Origin of the sequence: Kitasatospora sp. NPDC059673 (assembly GCF_042734215.1) — a bacterium.
Taxonomy (GTDB): domain Bacteria; phylum Actinomycetota; class Actinomycetes; order Streptomycetales; family Streptomycetaceae; genus Kitasatospora.
This window is the reverse complement of the sequence record NZ_JBHWEN010000013.1, coordinates 1-15,606: the sequence shown is the minus strand read 5'-3', so window position 1 is coordinate 15,606 and position 15,606 is coordinate 1. Positions and strand designations below refer to the sequence as shown.

Below are 15,606 nucleotides of genomic sequence, written 5' to 3'. Positions count from 1 at the left end.
CTCAGCCGGCCGTCGCCCAGGGCGCTTCCGGGAGTTTGGCCCCGGCGTCCTGACCGCCGAGTTCCAGGGTGGTCGGGGTGCCGAGGCCGGCCATCCGCATGGTGACCCGGCGCAGGCCGCCGTCGGAGTCGATCCAGTAGGTGATCGGCGAGGTGGCGCCGCTGTCCTTGTCGGCGGCGTCGCGCGGGCGCGGGCCCGCGATCCGGTCGTAGTCGCGGCCGTCGATCCGGTCCCGGCCGAGCCAACGCGGGCCTGCCTGGGCCAGCAGCAGGGGGTTGTCGGGCCGGTCCGCGCCCAGCTGGATCAGCATCTGGAGCCCGGCGTCCAGCGGGTCGGTGCCGTAGCTGCGCGAGGTCCAGCCGGTGCGCGGCACGTGCTCGGCCTGCTCCCAGGCCGAACCGTCCACCCCTGCGGGCGCCTTGGCCAGGCCCAGCCCGCCGGCGTCCCACACCACCAGCCCCTGGTCGAGGGTGCTGCCCTTCTTGGTGACGGTGTAGCTGCCCGCCGCGTGCTTGCTGCGGTAGTCCACCACGCCCTGCACCTCGACCACCATGCCGTCGCCCTCCTGTGCCTTCAGCGTCACCCGCAGCGGGCTGGCCTGATAGACCTTCAGCCGGGAGAGCGCCAGCCGGGACGCCTCCTCGGTGGACAGCGGACGGCTCTCCTCCTGACCGCCCACCAGCTGCCAGGCCGTCACGCCGCCGCCCGCAAGCATGGCCGCCGCCACGGCGGTGACGATCAGCGTGCGCCGGGACGGGCGCTTCTTGTCGGATGCCATCGGGTCGTCTCGCTCCTCGGTGCGGGAAGTTCTGTGGGAAGGGCCCCGGGAGAGTATCCCGGGGCCCCGTTCACCGCTGTCGCTGCTGTCGCGGCGTCAGCTGTTGTGGCGTCAGCTGTCGCGGCGCTTGCGGACGGCGATCAGCAGTCCGGCGCCGACCACCAGCAGGATCGCTCCGCCGACCAGGGCGTAGGTCAGCACGGTGTCGTTCGTGCCGGTGTACGCGAGGCCGCCCGAGGGCTGTGACGACGGCTCCGGGGTGGGCGTGGGCGCCGGGGTGCTGGGCGGCGGCGGGATCAGCCGGTTGACGGCGGTGGTGGTGATGCCGTCCTCCAGGTGCTCGTCGTCCAGCACGACCGGGCCGAGGACCGGCTGCTCCGGGGCCTGGTAGCCCTTGGGCGGGGTGACTTCCTGCCAGTAGTAGGTGCCCTTGTCGGCGGTGCTGGCGCAGCTGCCGTCGTCGCCGGTGGTGCACGGGTCGCCGACCTTGGTGTCCGCCTTGTCGCCGTCGGCCTGGAGGCCGTCGGTGCCGTTGGTCTCGCGCCACAGCTGGAACACCGCGCCGGGCAGCGGCTTGCCGTCCTGGTCGTGCTTGACCAGGCGCAGCGCGCCCTGCTGCTGCATGAAGCCGAAGTCGAAGCTGTGGTCGTTCTGGCCCGGGCCGCCGGTGGTCAGGGCGCGCTCGACGTAGGTGCCGCCCTTGGGGACGGTGCCGTCGGAGTCGAGCAGGCGGCTGTCGCCGACGTTGTCCTTGGTCGGGACCCAGTGGTACAGCGGGCCACCCTTGGCGTAGTCGGCGGGGTTGTCGAGGCGGATGGTGTACTTGGTGTTCGGCTTCAGCCCGCCGGTGACGTTGCTGTTGTCGAAGTAGTACTCGCCGCGCGGGGTGGTCTTGGTGGTGCCGACCTTCTTGCCGTCCGCGTCGTACAGGTTGACGGTCGCGCCCGGAACCGGCTTCTGCTGCGGCAGTTGGAGGCCGGAGCGCTCCGGGTCGTACCAGACCCGGTTGCCGATCTGCAGCGGCGCCCGGTCGCAGAGCACTTCGAGGTCGGCCATCGCCGCGCCCTTGCCGAAGCGCGAGCGGCCGTCGGAGAGTTCGTTGCCGAAGCCGGGGTCGATCCCGCCGGTGCGCAGGGTGAACATGGTGCCGGCGGTGACGACGTTGTTGGAGACGTCGTAGCCCGAGGTGGCGATGGAGTTCTCGACCTTTGACAGCGCCATGCCCGCGAAGGACGCGTACGGATGGCCGGCCGGGGCGGGGCGGTTCAGGTTGAAGAAGCCCTTGCCCTTGGTGGTGATCCCACAGCCGAGATTGATGTCCATCACGTAGGTGTCGCCGGACTTGCAGGCCTTGTTGAGGTCGGCCGAGGCGAGCACGTAGACGAAGCCGTTCGGCAGCGGGCCCTCGGGCGGGGCGGCGGCGGCCTGGTCGGCGTACCGGTCGCGGAACGAGAGCAGCATGGAACCGTCGGTCTCGAAGCCGATCTCGCCGAGTTCGGGCTCCGGGTTGAGCCCGCAGACGTCGCCGTTCGGCGTCCTCGGCACGGTGTCCTGCCACGGGTACCAGAAGTAGGCGTTGCAGCCGGCCGGCGTGCCGTGGTAGTCGAGCGGCTGGTTGAGGACGGCGGCGCCGAACTTCCCGGTGGCCGGGTCGAAGGGCAGCACGATCGCCCGCAGATCGCCGATCTTCTGGGTGGACTGGCCGGAGCAGACGCCACCGACGTAGCCGACGCCGTCCTGCATGCCGAGGCCGAAGGGCCGCCAGTCGTCCGCCGACGGGCAGTCGGCGGGGGTGGGGATGCTGTACACGGCCTTGGGCGCGGAGGCGGTCTTCGCCGTGGCGTCGTAGCGGTACAGCTTGCGGTCGTGGAGGTTGACCACGTACAGGTCGCGGCCGTCCTCGGTGAGCTTCAGCCCGCCGAGGCTCTCCTTGCCGACCGGGGCCACGAAGGCGTCGTCCTGGGCGTTGCCGGCGTGCGTGGTGCTGCCGGCGTCGGGGACGGTGGCGAACAGCGAAGTCGCCTTCGTCGCCGGGTCGGTGACGTAGATCGCGCCCGGTCCGCCGGGGCCGTACACGGTGGCGCGCTTGGCCTGGGCGGAGCTGAACAGGCGCCGGTCGTCCCGGTTCCAGGCGATGCCGAAGACGTTGCCGGTGTCACCGGTGGTGCTGATGTCGGTGACGTCCTTGTTCACGCCGCGGGAGCGGTACGGGAAGGTCAGCAGGGTGCGCTTGCCCGCCGGGTCGAGGGAGGCCGGCTGGCAGGCGGTGGCCAGGGGCGCGTTCTGCTGGCAGTAGTCGGCGGGGTTCCAGAAGCCGGTGGTGAGCTTGGCCTGCTTGCCGGCCGAGAGGTCGACGAACTCCTCGTTGCTGCTGAGCTTGTCCGGCGCGCCGGTCAGGCCCTCGCGGGAGGCGAAGGCCGGGAACAGCACGCCCGGCTTCGGATTGACCACCTGGACGCGGTGCTTGCCGCCGGCGGTCGACTTGGACGGCTTGAGCGTGACCGTGCCGTCGGCGGCGGTCACGGCGGCGCTGACCGCGCCGTCCTCGCCGGTCAGGGTGACCGTCACTCCGGCCATGCCCGGCTCCAGCGCCGGGCCCGACCACGTTCCGCTCTCGTCGACCGTCCGCACCACCTGCACCGTCACCGAACCGTCGGCGGTCTGGGGCGAGGCGGAGGGGGCGGCGACAGCGGTGGCGGCGGCGAGGGCCGCCACCACGGCGGCGGCCCGCTCGGCCGTCCGCCGGCCCGCGCGGGGCGCGGACGCTCGGGTTTCCTGTTCTGTGTGGGTCATGCCCTGCTCTCGTCGTCAGGAAGGCACGCCGAACCCCCGCAGTAAGATCACCGATTCGGTCCCGCGCGCCCCTCGTTTGGCCGAATAGTAAGCGGAATGGACACATCATGCTTACCAGGCCACCAAATTGACGTCCCGTCATGGAGCACGAGCGATCGGTTCCGTGCGCTCCCCACGCCCCGGCAACCCGGCCGCGCGCCCTGTCTCACGCCCTCGGGCCGAGCCCCGGCACCTCGCCGACGTGCGCTTTCCGGCCACCGCCCCCAGGTGGCCGCACCTGTGGCCCTGGACTCCCGACCAGGGCGCGCACCGCCCCTGCCGCGCCCTCCCCCGATTCCCGCACGCCCGGCGCACGGCCGGAAATCCCCCGCCGCCGAATTCCCGGGGACGCCGGGCGTGCACGACCGCAGATCATCACGGTCCGGCCGGGCCGCTGTCAAAGAGTGGCATCCTCGCCAAGTCGACTTTGCGCCAAGCACTCCGGTGTTCCGGCGGCCGGCCGACCGGCGGCCGACCGATCGGCTCGCCACTGGTTCGGGGACATTCCGTAGGTCTCCCGGAACGCACGGCTGAAGTGCGAGGCGCTGGCGAAGCCCCAGTGCGCGGCGACCGCGGCGATCGTCCGGCCCGGCGCGTCGGGGCGGGCCAACTCCCGCTGCGCCCCTGCCAGTCGGCGCCCCCGGATCCACCCGCCGACCGTCTCGCCCCGGCGCTGGAACAGCTGGTGCAGGTAGCGCAGCGAGACGCCGTGCCGGTCGGCGATCGACTGCGGGGACAACTCGGGATCCCCCAGCGAGGCCTCCACCGAGGCGGTGATCCGCTCGAACAGCGAGGGCGCGGCGAACCGCCCGTCCGGGCCGGTCCGGGCCGCGTGGTCGGCGGCCAGCGCGGCCAGCAACTCGGCCACGGCGCGCGCCATCTGCTCCTGCACCGCGAACGACGCTCCGCCGAGCGCCGCCCCCGCGTTGGCCAGCAACGGCAGCAGCAGGGCCCCGGCACTCCCCTCGGCCGAATCGACCGGCGTCGCGGTGAACCGGCGCAGTGCGCTCTCCTCCAGTCCGAGGACGGACCTCGGCACCAGCAGGGTCCTGGCCCGCTGGAGCGGCGGGAGGACGAGCCGGAAGGGCCGGCTCAGGTCGAGGAAGGTGAGCGAGCACGGCGGCAGCTCGACCACCCGGCCGTCCTGGAACACCCGCGCGGTGCCGTCGAGTTGCAGCCGGGCGGCGACGTCCCCGCACGGGTCGGCCGCGACGGCCGCCGCGTCCCGCAGGACGGTGGCCGGCCCGGAGCTCTCCTCGGACATTTGCAGGCTGCCCAGGCGCACGGTGGCCAGCGAGCCCGTCCAGGCCGGGTCGTGCACGGCCACCTCGACCCGGGCGAAGGCCCGCGACAGCGCCAGCTGCCAGGCGGCCGCCCGCCGCGCCGGGTCGGGGGCCGTCACCGGAGCTCCCCGGTCGCGCGGCGGTGGCGTTCGGTCAGCAGCCAGTCGGTCGGCGACTGGCCGTAGGCGCTGCGGAAGGCCCGGCTCAGCTGCGCGCCGCTGGTGAAGCCCCAGCGGCGGGCGATGCGTCCCAGGTCGACCGAGTCGGCCGGGGCGGTGGCGAGCGCCCGGCGGCACTCCTCCAGGCGCTGTCCGCGGATCCACTGGCACAGCGTCCGGCCCTCGCCCTCGAAGAGCCGGTGCAGGTACCGCACGGAGATGCCGTGCGCCCGGGCGATGGCCGCCGGGGTCAGTCCGGGGTCGGCCAGGTGCCAGCGGACGTACTGCTGCACGCGCAGCAGAACGGCGTTGTGCGCGCCGGGCAGGTCCTGCACGGGCCGGCCGAGTTGCTGGGCGGCGGTGGCGGCGATCAGGTCGATGGCGCCCCGGGCCAGTTTCTCGGCCAGCGGCGCGGCGTGGGCGTCCGCGGTGTCGGCCAGCCGTTCGAGGAACGGCGAGAGCAGCCGGCCCAGGGCGTGGCCGCTGTGCAGCGGCCGGGCCGTGAGCCGGCGCAGGTCGCCCTCGTCCTGGCAGAGCAGGGCGCGCGGCAGGGTGAAGAGCTTGAGCCGGAAGCGCTCGGGGTAGCGGCTGCGGAAGGGCCGGATGGTCTCGAAGAAGCCGATGTCGCCGGCCCTCAACTCGTCGGTGCGGCCGTCCTGTTCGACCTGGGCGATGCCGGTGCTCTGGAGCGCGACGAACACGTACTGTCCGTCTCCGCGCGCGATGGAACGCGGCGAGCGGCGGACGTCCGCGGGGTCGCATTCGAGGGTGCTGATCCGCAGGTCGCCGACCGTCCGGTTGTGCATGGCGGCGTCGTAGCTGTGGCCGTCGGTGCGGATGTCCATGCCGACCAGGCTGGCGAGCACCGCGTCGTGCCAGTACTCCAGGCTCTCGGCCGCCGGGACCGAACGGGTCGTCAGCAGCCGGGCGGGCGCGGTCGGGGAGGTGGGAGCTGGCATGCGGCCAGCATGCCGGGGCAGTGGGCTCCGGCGCATGAGTCGGACGACTGGTCTGCCGGGGTGGTGCTGCTCAGGCGAGGTGCGCGCGCAGGAAGTCGCAGCCCTGCTGGACGGCCGCCAGCGTCGGGGGGCTGTCGCGCAGCGCGTTCAGCGAGACGAAGTCGTGGACGGTGCCGAGGAAGCGCACGGCGGTGGTGGGCACACCGGCGGCGCGCAGGCGGGCGGCGTACTCCTCACCCTCGTCCCGGACGACGTCCGCCTCGGCGGTGACGACCAGGGCCGGCGGCAGTGCGGCAAGCAGGTCGGGGCCGGCCCGCAGCGGGCTGGCCGTCGGCCGGTCGCCGTCCTCGGGCGAGCCGAGGTACTCCTGCCAGTAGCGGCGCATGCCCTGGCGGCTGAGCAGGTAGCCGGCGCCGAAGCGGCGCTGCGCGGCGCTGCCGCAGGCGGGGTCCACCAGCGGGTAGTAGAGGAGTTGGGCGCGCAGGGCGGGGCCGCCGCGGGTGGTGGCGAGCATCGCGACGGCGGTGGCCAGGGTGGCTCCGGCGCAGTCGCCCGCGACGGCGATGCGGTCGGCGGTGATGCCCAGCGGTTCGGGGCGGGCGGCGATCCACCGGAGCAGGGCGTAGCACTCCTCCAGCGCGACGGGGTAGCGGGCCTCGGGGGTCCTGCTGTACTCGGGGACGACGGCGACCGCGCCGCTGCCGTTGACCAGGTCGGTGATCAGGCGGGCGTGGGTCTGGGCGTCGCCGAGCATCCAGCGTCCGCCGTGGACGTAGAGCACGGCGGGCAGCGGGCCCTCGGCGCCGAGCGGGCGGAAGGTCCAGAAGCCGACCAGTCCGCAGGGCCCGACGGGTGCGACCCGGAATTCGGCGTCCACCTCGCAGTCCTCGATCAGGTCGCCCTGGGACTCCAGCAGGGCCTGACGGCCGGTCACCGGCCCGAGCTCGTCGAGCCCGGGCGGGACGGCCGAGGCCGCGACCAGCCGCGCCACCGCCGGGTCCAGCACGATCCGGGAAGGCCGCAGAAGGTCCTCCTCCGGCCACGCGTCGGGCTCCACGCCACCTCATCTCTCGTTCTGCTGTGCCACCGCGGTCGGTGCGCCGTGTCCGGCGTCGCCGGGTGACACCGTAGCCGTGCCCACGGTGAACGACCAGGGGCTGCTCAGGCGCTGGGGAGCAGGTCGCGCAGTTGGTGGCGGCTGCTGACGCCGAGTTTGGGATAGACGTTGTACAGGTGGGTGCCCACGGTGCGCGGGGAGAGGAAGAGCTGTTCGCCGATCTCGCGGTTGGACAGGCCCCGGGCGGCCATCCGGACGATCTGCTGCTGCTGGGCGGTGAGCCCGCCCAGCGCCGCGCCGGAGCCGGTGGCCGTGGCGACGCCGGTGGCGCGCAGTTCGTGGCGGATCGCCTCGGCGAGCGGCCGGGAGCCGAGGGTCTCGGCGGTTTCGAGCGCCGCGACGAGTTGCTGCCGAGCCTCCGAGGGCCGCCGGTCGCGGCGCAGCCGGATCGCGTAGCTGAGCCGGGCCTGGGCGCGTTCGAGCGGCCAGCGTTCGCCGTCCGCGTTCACCAGGGCGAGGCGGAAGTGGTGTTCCGGGTCGGGGCCGGGATCGAGCAGCGCGGTGGCGTGGTGCAGCAGGAGCGTCATCCGGGTGGTCGGCCGTTCCTCGTGAGCGTCTCGCACCCGGTGCAGGACCGGTGCCGCCCGGTCGGCGAGGCCGGCCCGGTGGGCGGCCAGGGCGAGGTCGGCCAGGCAGCGCGAGGAGAGGAAGGGGTGGCGGGGGGTGCCGTCCTCGGCGAACAGGGTGCGCAGCCGGCGGTAGGCGTCGGCCCATTCGCCGTGGGCCATCGCGACCTGGGCGCGGGCCCGCACCGCCCGGACCTGGGTGGCGAGGTTCTCGTGCACGTCGAGCGGGACGGCCGGTCGCAGGGGCGCGTCGGCGGGTGCGGTGCCGCGCAGGGCGCGCAGCGACAGGTCGAGGGCCTCCAGGTCGGCGCGGATCCGGGTCAGGCGCAGCACGGCCGCCCGGTCCTTGGCCTCGTCCAGCAGGGCGGCTGCCTCCGGCCACTGACCGGTGGCCAGCAGGGTGTCCAGCAGGGGCGCCGCGTACCAGGCGCGGAGGCCGAAGGCGCGGCGGCCGCGCAGGTGGCTGTCGGCGGCGCGGAAGTGTGCCAGGCAGTCGTCGGGTTCGTCGGAGAGGTAGGCGACGGATGCGACGGCGAGGCGGCGGATCAGCGGTTCCGGGCTGCCGATCGCGGGGGTGCTGCCGATCGCGGGGGTGCTGCGGCGGGCGGGGGCTCGGCGGGCGCCTGCGGGCCGGGTGGTCAGGGCCTGCACGAAGCCCGCGAGCACGCCGGGCTCCTCGGTGCCGGGCCGCGCCTCCGGTCCGGGTGCGCGGAGGGCGGCGAGCAGCTCGGCGAGCCGGTTGCGGTGCTCCGGCAGGCCCGACTGGTCGGCGATGGCCGCTGCCAGGGCGGCCAGTTTCGTGTCGTGCGCGGTGTCGAGTGCGGTGTCGGCCGTGGGCTCGGCCGTGGGCTCGGCCGTGGCGTCCAGTAGCAGGTCGAACGCCTCTTTCTGCCGGGAGGTGTGCGAGAGCGCGGCCGCCGCGGCGACGGCGGCCCGGCGGGCGAGCCGGGGGTCGCTGTTGACGCTGCGGAAGCGGGTGTGCAGGTTGCGGACCCAGTCCGGGTCGCCGACGGCGGCGGCCGCGGCCATGGCCTCGGTGAGCAGGCGGGCCTGTTCGTCGGGGTCGGTGCTGACCCGGGCGGCGTCCTCCAGGGCCTGGGCGAGGGTGAACTCGTCCGTGGCGCGTTCGACGGCGGGCCGCAGGTTCTCGGTGAACGCGGCGTCCGGGCCGACGGTGGCGGCGACCAGGTGGCGGACCCGGTCGAGCGGGCGGGCGGAGGCCCGCTCGGCGAGGGCCCGGTGGGCCCGGGTGAGCAGGACGGCGGGCTGGCCGCCGACGGCGGCGACCCGGGCCAGCGGGTGCCGGAAGACGAGCCGGCCGTCGGTCAGGGCGAGGATCCCGGCTTCCTCGGCGGGGGCCCAGATCCCCAGGTCGGTGGTGCCCAGGGCGGCCATCACGGCCGAGGCGTCGTCACCGGGCAGCGCGAGCGCGGCGTGGAGGAGGGCGTGGCGGGTCGGTGCGGGCAGCCGGCCGAGCAGGGTGTCGAACCTGGTCCGGACGGTGTGCAGGCGGGGTGTGCGCGGACGGGCGGCGGCCGGGTCGGTCCGAAAGGACCGTCGGCGGCAGAGTTCCAGCAGGGCGGAGGGGTTGCCCTCGGCCTCCTCCAGCACCTCCAGGCGGGTGCGTCCGACGGGTGCGCCGGGTACCGCGTCCAGCAGTTCGGCGCAGGCGCTCGGCGGGAGCGGGTCCAGGTGCAGCACGGCGGTGTCGGCGGGCAGCGTCCGCAGCGCCTCCTGGTCGCGGGCGGCCAGCAGCACCGAGATGCGGCCGCCGGGGCGGCGGACCAGCGAGCCCAGCAGTTCCAGGGTGGGGCGGTCGCAGGCGTGTGCGTCGTCCACGGCGATCAGCACCGGTGCGCCGTCCAGCAGGGCGGCGACGGCGGCCGCCGGCTCGGGCCCGGCCGGCGTGCCGGCGTCGAGTGCGGCCGGGGCCTGGATCCGCTCCGGCGAGGACGCGAGCAGCTGCCGGAGCAGCCCGTAGGGCACCTCGCGCTCGGGTGCCCAGCCCTGGGCGGTGAGCACCGACTGCCCTGCCTGCGCGGCCTGTTCGCAGGCGGAGCGCAGCAGCCGGGACTTGCCGATGCCCTCCTCGCCGAGCAGCACCAGCGCCCGGGGCGCGCCGGGTTCGTGCCGGACCCAGCGGCGCAGCGCCGCCAGTTCGGCGCCGCGTCCGACCAGCCGGTCGATGCCGTGGGTGGGGGCGTGGGTGGAGTGGGTGGAGGCCGCCCGGTCGCCGAAGTCCTCGGGGTTGTCCCGGTGCGTCCCGGTGCTCGTCATGTCCACTCCGCTGTGCCCGCCGTGGTCGTCACGGCACTTCTCCCCCCTCCCTGCCGATGCTGTCCGGGGCCCGGCCGGTCGCGCTTCTGTCAAATGACCGGTCGTCGTCCGGACACCGGTCTCCGGGCCCGTCCCGGGGGCTGACAGGATGGCCGCACCGCGTCGGGGTATCAGGGCCCTGACCTGGCAGGACGGGACGAGATGGTGCACACGGGCGGGAACGGGCCGGCCGCGCCGGCGATCTTCGGGCGGGCGTCGGAGCTGGCCCGGATCGATGGCCTGCTCGATGCCGTGCGGGGCGAGGGCACCCATGTGCTGGTGCTGACCGGGGAGCCGGGTGCGGGGAAGAGCACGCTGGTCGACTGGGCCGCCGGGCAGGGCGCCGCCCGGGGGTTGCAGACGCTGCGGGTGCGCGGCAGCGAGGCGGAGAGCGGGCTGGCGCTGGCGGGGCTGCACCAGCTGCTCCGTCCGCTGCTGGCGGGTCTGGACGACCTGCCGGAGCGTCAGCGTGCGGCGCTGCGGTGCGCGTTCGGGCTGGCCGGCGAGGACGCGGGGCCCGCCGATCCGCTGCACCTGTGCGTGGGGGTGACCACGCTGATCACCGAGGCGGCCGCCCGGCAGCCGCTGCTGCTGCTGGTGGACGACCTCCAGTGGCTGGACCTCGGCTCGCTGGACATCCTGGCGTTCGTCGCCCGCCGCTTGGACGGGGAGGCCGCGGTGATGCTGCTGGCCGCGCGCGAGGCGGGCGTGCCGGGTCGGTTCGACCGCGACTTCCCGCACCTGACGGCCGGTCCGCTGGCCAGGGCGGACGCGGGGCTGCTGCTGAACGCCCAGCCTGTCCCGCCGACCGGGCGGGCCCGGTCGCAGGTGCTCCAGGAGGCGGCGGGCAACCCGCTGGCGCTGATCGAGCTGTCCCGGGCCGTCGCCCGGGGGGCGGGCCGGCCGGGGGCGGCGCAGACCCTGCCGCTGACCCGCCGGCTGGAGGACCTGTTCGCCGCCGAGCTCCCCGGTCTGCCGCCGAAGACCCGCGCCGCGCTGCTGCTGGTCGCGGCCGCCGGAACCACCGGGCTCGGGGACATCGTGAACGCGTCCGCCGGGAGCGACGTGGTCGGGGCGCTGCTGCCCGCCGAGGAGGCGGGGCTGCTGCGGCTGGAAGGCGGGCAGGTGCTGCTGCGTCATCCGCTGGTGCGCTCCGCCGTCTACCAGGCGGCGAGCTTCGCCGAGCGCCGGGCGGCGCACCTGGCGCTGGCCGACGCGGCCGGCGCCGAGCCCGACCGGCGGGCCTGGCACCTGGCCGCCGGGACGGTCGGCCAGGACGCGGCCGTGGCGCAGGCGCTCGCCGAGACCGCCGAGCGGGCCCGTGCCCGGGGCGGCTTCGCGGCCGCGGCGGCCGCGCTGGAGCGGGCCGCCGAGCTCACCCCGGACCCGGAGCTGCACGCGCGGCGCCTGCTGGCCGCGGGTACCGCGGCGATGCTCGCGGGGCACCCGCAGTGGGCGGGCGACCTCACCGCCCGGATCGGCGGCCTGACCGCGGACCCGGTCGCCCGGGCCGAGGGCGAGCTGATGCGGGGGTGGGCGCTGGGTCTGACGCTGCGCCACCAGGAGTCGCTGGCGGCGTCGCTGCACGTCGCCGAGTCGATGGTCGAACTGGAGCCGTCGCTCGGCGTCGGCGCCCTGGCCACCGCCGCGACCTCGGCGTACAACACGGGCGACCCGTTCTACGGCAACGAGCTGCTGCGGATCGGCCGGCTGATCCCGCAGGAGGCGAACCCGGCCGAGCGGGTCTGGTCGGCGACCGCCGTGCGGCCGTTCGGCGACCGCCGGCAGGCGCTTTGGCAGTTCCGTCGCGCCTTGGCGCTGGCGGCCCCGGACTCGCTCGCCGATCTGGGTTTCCTCGGTGCCACGGCCTGGGTGCTGGACGAGACGGACGAGGCGGTCCGGATCCTGTGCCACGCGACGGACCTGCTGCGCCGGGCCGGTACGGCCGGCTCGAACGCCACGTTCACCCAGGCGCTGGCCCTCGCCGAGGGCGAGTCGGGGGCCTGGGCGGCGGCGCAGGCCGCGGCCGAGGACGCGTACTGGATGGCCGCCGAGGCCGGGGCGGACAACGTCACCTTCGGCTCGCTGATCCTCCAGGCCACCCTCGGCGCGTTCCGGGGCGACCACCAGGGCGCCTGCGCCCGCGCGCAGGAAGCCCTGTGCGGGGTGGATCTGCGCAACTCCCGCAGCCTGCGGGCCCGTTACCACTACGCGCTGGGCATGGCGAAGGTGGTCGAGGGCGACCACGAGAGCGCCTACGTGGAGCTCCGCAACACCTTCACCCACGACTACCGGCCCGCCCCGGTGCACTACCACACCTCGCTCTACTACCTGGCCGACCTCGCCGCCGCCGCTGTCCGCGCGGGGCGGACCGAGGACGCCCGGGATGTGCTGGCCGCGGCGGAGCGCACCCTCGGCGACGGAATCTCGCCGCGCCTGCACGCCGTCACGCAGCGCGCGGCGGCCCTGGTCGGGGAGAGCGACGAGGCCGCCGAGCGGCACTTCCGTTCCGCGCTGGCCGATCCCGCCGGCGGCCGGTGGCCCTTCGAACGGGCCCTCGCCCAGCTCGACTTCGGCGAGTGGCTGCGCCGCCGGCGGCGCTCGGCCGAGGCCCGCGGGCTGCTGATCACCGCGCTGGAGACGTTCCGGCGGCTCGACGCCCGGCCGTGGACCGAGCGCGCCGCGGCGGAGCTGCGCGCGGCGGGCGCCGCCGTCCCGCAGGGCCCGGAGCCTGCGGCGAAGGCCGAACTGACGCCGCAGGAGTTCCAGATAGCGGAGCTGGCGGCGCAGGGGCTCACCAACCGGGACATCGCCTCCCGGCTGTACCTCTCGCCGCGCACCGTCGGCTACCACCTGCACAAGATCTTCCCGAAGCTGGGCATCAAGTCCCGGGCCCAACTCCGGGACGCCCTCTCGGGGTGACCCTCCGTCGGCGGGCGGCCACGGGCGGTCGAGAACGCCACCGCCCGCATGCCTGAGCGCGCACAGCACCGTGCACGCCGTGCCCGGCCGGACCCGCGACGGCCGGGCGGGCGGATCGGCCGGGGGACGCTGGGTGGCGAACGAGGACCGCGCCCCGCAGCCGTGGGCGTCCGGTCAGGCAACGACGGAAGGTGGGGACACCCATGACCCTCGTCCTGGACACCCGCGATTTCCCCGAGGACACCCGCCACGAGGTGTGGAGCGAGGCGCTGTCCCGCGCGCTCGTCCCGGTCAGGGTGACGGCCGGCGCGCCGGGCGGGCCGCGCGGCCGGGTCCGCTCCCATCGCCTGGGCCACCTGCGCACCGTGTCGCTGGACGCCGGTCCGCAGCGGATCAGCCGCCCGCCGAGCCTGTGCCGCCCGGAACCCGCCGAGCGCTTCGCGCTGGCCCTGTGCCTGCGGGGCGAGGCGGTCTTCTCGCAGTCCGGGCCCTCGCTGCGGCCCGGGCCGGAGGAGATCATGGTGGTGGACCTGGCCCGCCCGTTCGCCCTCCACTTCCCCGAGCCGTTCCGGCTCCACCTGATCCACCTGCCGCAGCGCACCCTCAGCGGCCCGCGGACGCTGTCGCGGCTGGCGGGCTCGACGCTCCGGCCGGACGACGGGGCGGTGACGATGCTCGGCCTGCTGCTGACCCATGTGCTGAGCGACGCCGCGCAGTTCGGTCCGACCGCGGCCGCACGGCTGGCCGGGCACGTCGCGGACCTGGTGGACGCGATCGCCTTCGACGAGGAACGGGAACCGGCCACCGCCCGCGAACTCCTGGTGGCCCGGGCGCTGGCCCACGTCGATGCCCACCTCGGCCGCCCGGACCTGGGCCCGGAGTCGGTGGCCCGGGCGCTGCGGATCTCCGTCCGCTACCTCCACCGCCTGTTCGAGGACGAGGAGTTGACCGTCACCCGGCTGATCCAGCAGCGCCGCGTCGAGGCCTGCGCGCGGGCCCTGGAACGGCACGGCCCGTACGGCCCGACCCTCGCCGAGGTGGCCCGGCGGCACGGCTTCGCCAGCGCCTCGCACTTCAGCCGCGCCTTCCGGGCCGCGTACGGTGTCACCCCGAGCGAGTGGCGCAGCCGGCGCGGCCGGCTCGCCGCCCTGCCCGACAGCGGCGCCGCCTGACCCGCGCCGGAGCGGGTGATCTCAACCTGTCCTGGTCACCTGCCGGTCGGCCTCGGTGAGTCCGCCCCAGATGCCGAAGTCCTGGCGGGTGCGGACGGCGAAGGACGCGCAGGCCAGGCGGACGGGGCAGGCGCCGCAGACGGACCGGGCCCGGCGCTCGCGACTGCGGCGGGCCTCGCCCTGTTCGCCGCAGGGCGAGAAGAACACGGCGGTGTCCATGCCCCGGCAGGCCGCCCGGGCCTGCCAGCCCCACTCGCTCAGCAGCGGCGCGGTGATCGGCGGCTTCATCGCGGCCTCACCCCTGGTGCAGGGCGTCGCGCAGGACCTGCACGGCCAGCCCGATCGCGGCCCCGGCGGCCCGGGTCGGGCGCAGCGCGTTCAGCATCACGAAGTCGTGGATGACGCCCTGGAACCGCACCGCCGTGACCTGGACGCCCGCCTCGCGGAGTTTCGCCGCGTACGCCTCGCCCTCGTCGCGCAGCACGTCGGCCTCGGCGGTGACGACCAGCGCGGGCGGCAGGCCCTTCAGGTCCTCGACGGTGGCGCGCAGCGGGGAGGCGGTGATCTCGGCGCGCTGGGTGAGGTCGGCGGTGTACTGGTCCCAGAACCACTGCATGGCGTCGCGGCGCAGGAAGTACCCGGTCGCGAAGCCGCGGTACGACGGGGTGTCGAACGACGCGTCGGTGACGGGGTGGAACAGCACCTGGTGCACCAGCGGGACGCCGCCGCGCTTCTTCGCCATCAGGGTCAGCGCGGCGGCCAGGTTGCCGCCCGCGCTGTCGCCCGCGACGGCGATCCGCTCGGCGTCCAGCCCCTTGCCGCGGCCGTCCGTGACCACCCAGCGGGCCACCGTCCAGCTCTGCTCGATCGCGACGGGGTAGCGGGCCTCGGGCGAGCGGGCGTACTCGGGGAAGACCACGGCGGCGTGGGCGCCGACGGCGAGTTCGCGGACCAGCCGGTCGTGGGTGTGCGCGTTGCCGAACACCCAGCCCGCGCCGTGGAGGTACAGCACGACGGGCAGCGGGCCGCTCGCGCCGGCGGGCCTGACGACGCGCACCTCGACGGCGCCGGTCGGGCCGCCCGGGACGGTGAGCCACTCCTCGTCCACCGCCGGCTTGGCGATCTCCCCGGACTGGGCCTCGTCCACCACCCGGCGGCCCTCGGCCGGCGTCAGCTGGAACAGGTACGGCGGGTTCGCCGTCGCCTCCGCGAAAGCCTGCGCCTGCGGTTCCAGGACCGGCCGCCGGCCGACCGCGTTCGTGTCGGTCACGGCGCGCTCCCTCGAAGTTGGGCTTGGATCTCGCCCCACCCTAGGAACGCCACGCACCCCCACTTGCCCGACGACGCACCCGCCCCGCACGGTCCGTGCACACCTGTCGCGGGCCCGGGCCTTTCCCGGCGGCCTAGCTGTATTGACCACAAGCGTTGTTGACGGTGCAGGGCTTGATCAAAGTGAAGACCTCCGGTGTGGTGGAGGTGTCTAGGCTCCACACCACACACGGA

The 15,606-nt window shown here is 75.1% G+C and carries 10 protein-coding genes; 2 read left to right on the top strand and 8 right to left on the bottom strand.

All coding sequences use genetic code 11. From position 1 onward, the window contains the following. Position 1 precedes the first annotated feature (1 nt). The 6 genes from ACFV18_RS16970 to ACFV18_RS16945 all read right to left on the bottom strand — a co-directional run bounded on the left by ACFV18_RS16970 (position 2) and on the right by ACFV18_RS16945 (position 9,970). Positions 2 to 778, bottom strand: a complete 777-nt coding sequence (locus tag ACFV18_RS16970; RefSeq protein ID WP_380483833.1) for a hypothetical protein — start codon at positions 776 to 778, stop codon at positions 2 to 4. 111 nt (positions 779 to 889) lie between these two features. Further along, positions 890 to 3,571, bottom strand: a complete 2,682-nt coding sequence (locus ACFV18_RS16965; protein WP_380483831.1) for an SdrD B-like domain-containing protein — start codon at positions 3,569 to 3,571, stop codon at positions 890 to 892. A 436-nt stretch (positions 3,572 to 4,007) separates the two neighbouring features. Next, a complete protein-coding gene (locus ACFV18_RS16960) occupies positions 4,008 to 5,012 on the bottom strand; it encodes a helix-turn-helix domain-containing protein (protein WP_380483829.1) in 1,005 nt (334 codons plus the stop codon). Next, complete coding sequence (locus tag ACFV18_RS16955) at positions 5,009 to 6,010, bottom strand: helix-turn-helix domain-containing protein (protein ID WP_380483828.1); 1,002 nt, start codon at positions 6,008 to 6,010, stop codon at positions 5,009 to 5,011. Before ACFV18_RS16955 ends, ACFV18_RS16960 begins: the two co-directional genes overlap by 4 nt. A 70-nt stretch (positions 6,011 to 6,080) precedes the next feature. After that, a complete protein-coding gene (locus ACFV18_RS16950) occupies positions 6,081 to 7,067 on the bottom strand; it encodes an alpha/beta hydrolase (RefSeq protein WP_380483826.1) in 987 nt (328 codons plus the stop codon). A 104-nt stretch (positions 7,068 to 7,171) separates the two neighbouring features. Continuing rightward, complete coding sequence (locus tag ACFV18_RS16945; protein ID WP_380483824.1) at positions 7,172 to 9,970, bottom strand: AAA family ATPase; 2,799 nt, start codon at positions 9,968 to 9,970, stop codon at positions 7,172 to 7,174. 201 nt (positions 9,971 to 10,171) lie between these two features. On the opposite strand from ACFV18_RS16945, the gene ACFV18_RS16940 reads away from it, so the two are divergent. Then, positions 10,172 to 12,931, top strand: a complete 2,760-nt coding sequence (locus ACFV18_RS16940; RefSeq protein WP_380483821.1) for an AAA family ATPase — start codon at positions 10,172 to 10,174, stop codon at positions 12,929 to 12,931. Positions 12,932 to 13,134: 203 nt separating this feature from the next. Beyond that, positions 13,135 to 14,103 carry a helix-turn-helix domain-containing protein gene (locus ACFV18_RS16935; protein ID WP_380483819.1) on the top strand — a complete coding sequence of 323 codons (969 nt, stop codon included), beginning with the start codon at positions 13,135 to 13,137 and terminating at the stop codon, positions 14,101 to 14,103. 21 nt (positions 14,104 to 14,124) lie between these two features. On the opposite strand, the gene ACFV18_RS16930 is transcribed toward ACFV18_RS16935, so the two are convergent. Then, positions 14,125 to 14,391 (bottom strand): WhiB family transcriptional regulator, encoded by a 267-nt coding sequence (locus ACFV18_RS16930; protein ID WP_380483817.1) that lies wholly within the window; start codon positions 14,389 to 14,391, stop codon positions 14,125 to 14,127. Positions 14,392 to 14,398: 7 nt separating this feature from the next. Next, entirely contained in the window at positions 14,399 to 15,373 is a 975-nt protein-coding gene (locus ACFV18_RS16925; protein ID WP_380483815.1) for an alpha/beta hydrolase, read from the bottom strand. Positions 15,374 to 15,606: the final 233 nt, after the last annotated feature.

Bases quoted from the DNA above. Each gene is read 5' to 3' on its own strand.
- ACFV18_RS16970 (WP_380483833.1), bottom strand. From the start codon at position 778: ATGGCATCCGACAAGAAGCGCCCGTCCCGGCGCACGCTGATCGTCACC.
- ACFV18_RS16965 (WP_380483831.1), bottom strand. From the start codon at position 3,571: ATGACCCACACAGAACAGGAAACCCGAGCGTCCGCGCCCCGCGCGGGC.
- ACFV18_RS16955 (WP_380483828.1), bottom strand. From the start codon at position 6,010: ATGCCAGCTCCCACCTCCCCGACCGCGCCCGCCCGGCTGCTGACGACC.
- ACFV18_RS16945 (WP_380483824.1), bottom strand. From the start codon at position 9,970: ATGACGAGCACCGGGACGCACCGGGACAACCCCGAGGACTTCGGCGAC.
- ACFV18_RS16940 (WP_380483821.1), top strand. From the start codon at position 10,172: ATGGTGCACACGGGCGGGAACGGGCCGGCCGCGCCGGCGATCTTCGGG.
- ACFV18_RS16935 (WP_380483819.1), top strand. From the start codon at position 13,135: ATGACCCTCGTCCTGGACACCCGCGATTTCCCCGAGGACACCCGCCAC.
- ACFV18_RS16930 (WP_380483817.1), bottom strand. From the start codon at position 14,391: ATGAAGCCGCCGATCACCGCGCCGCTGCTGAGCGAGTGGGGCTGGCAG.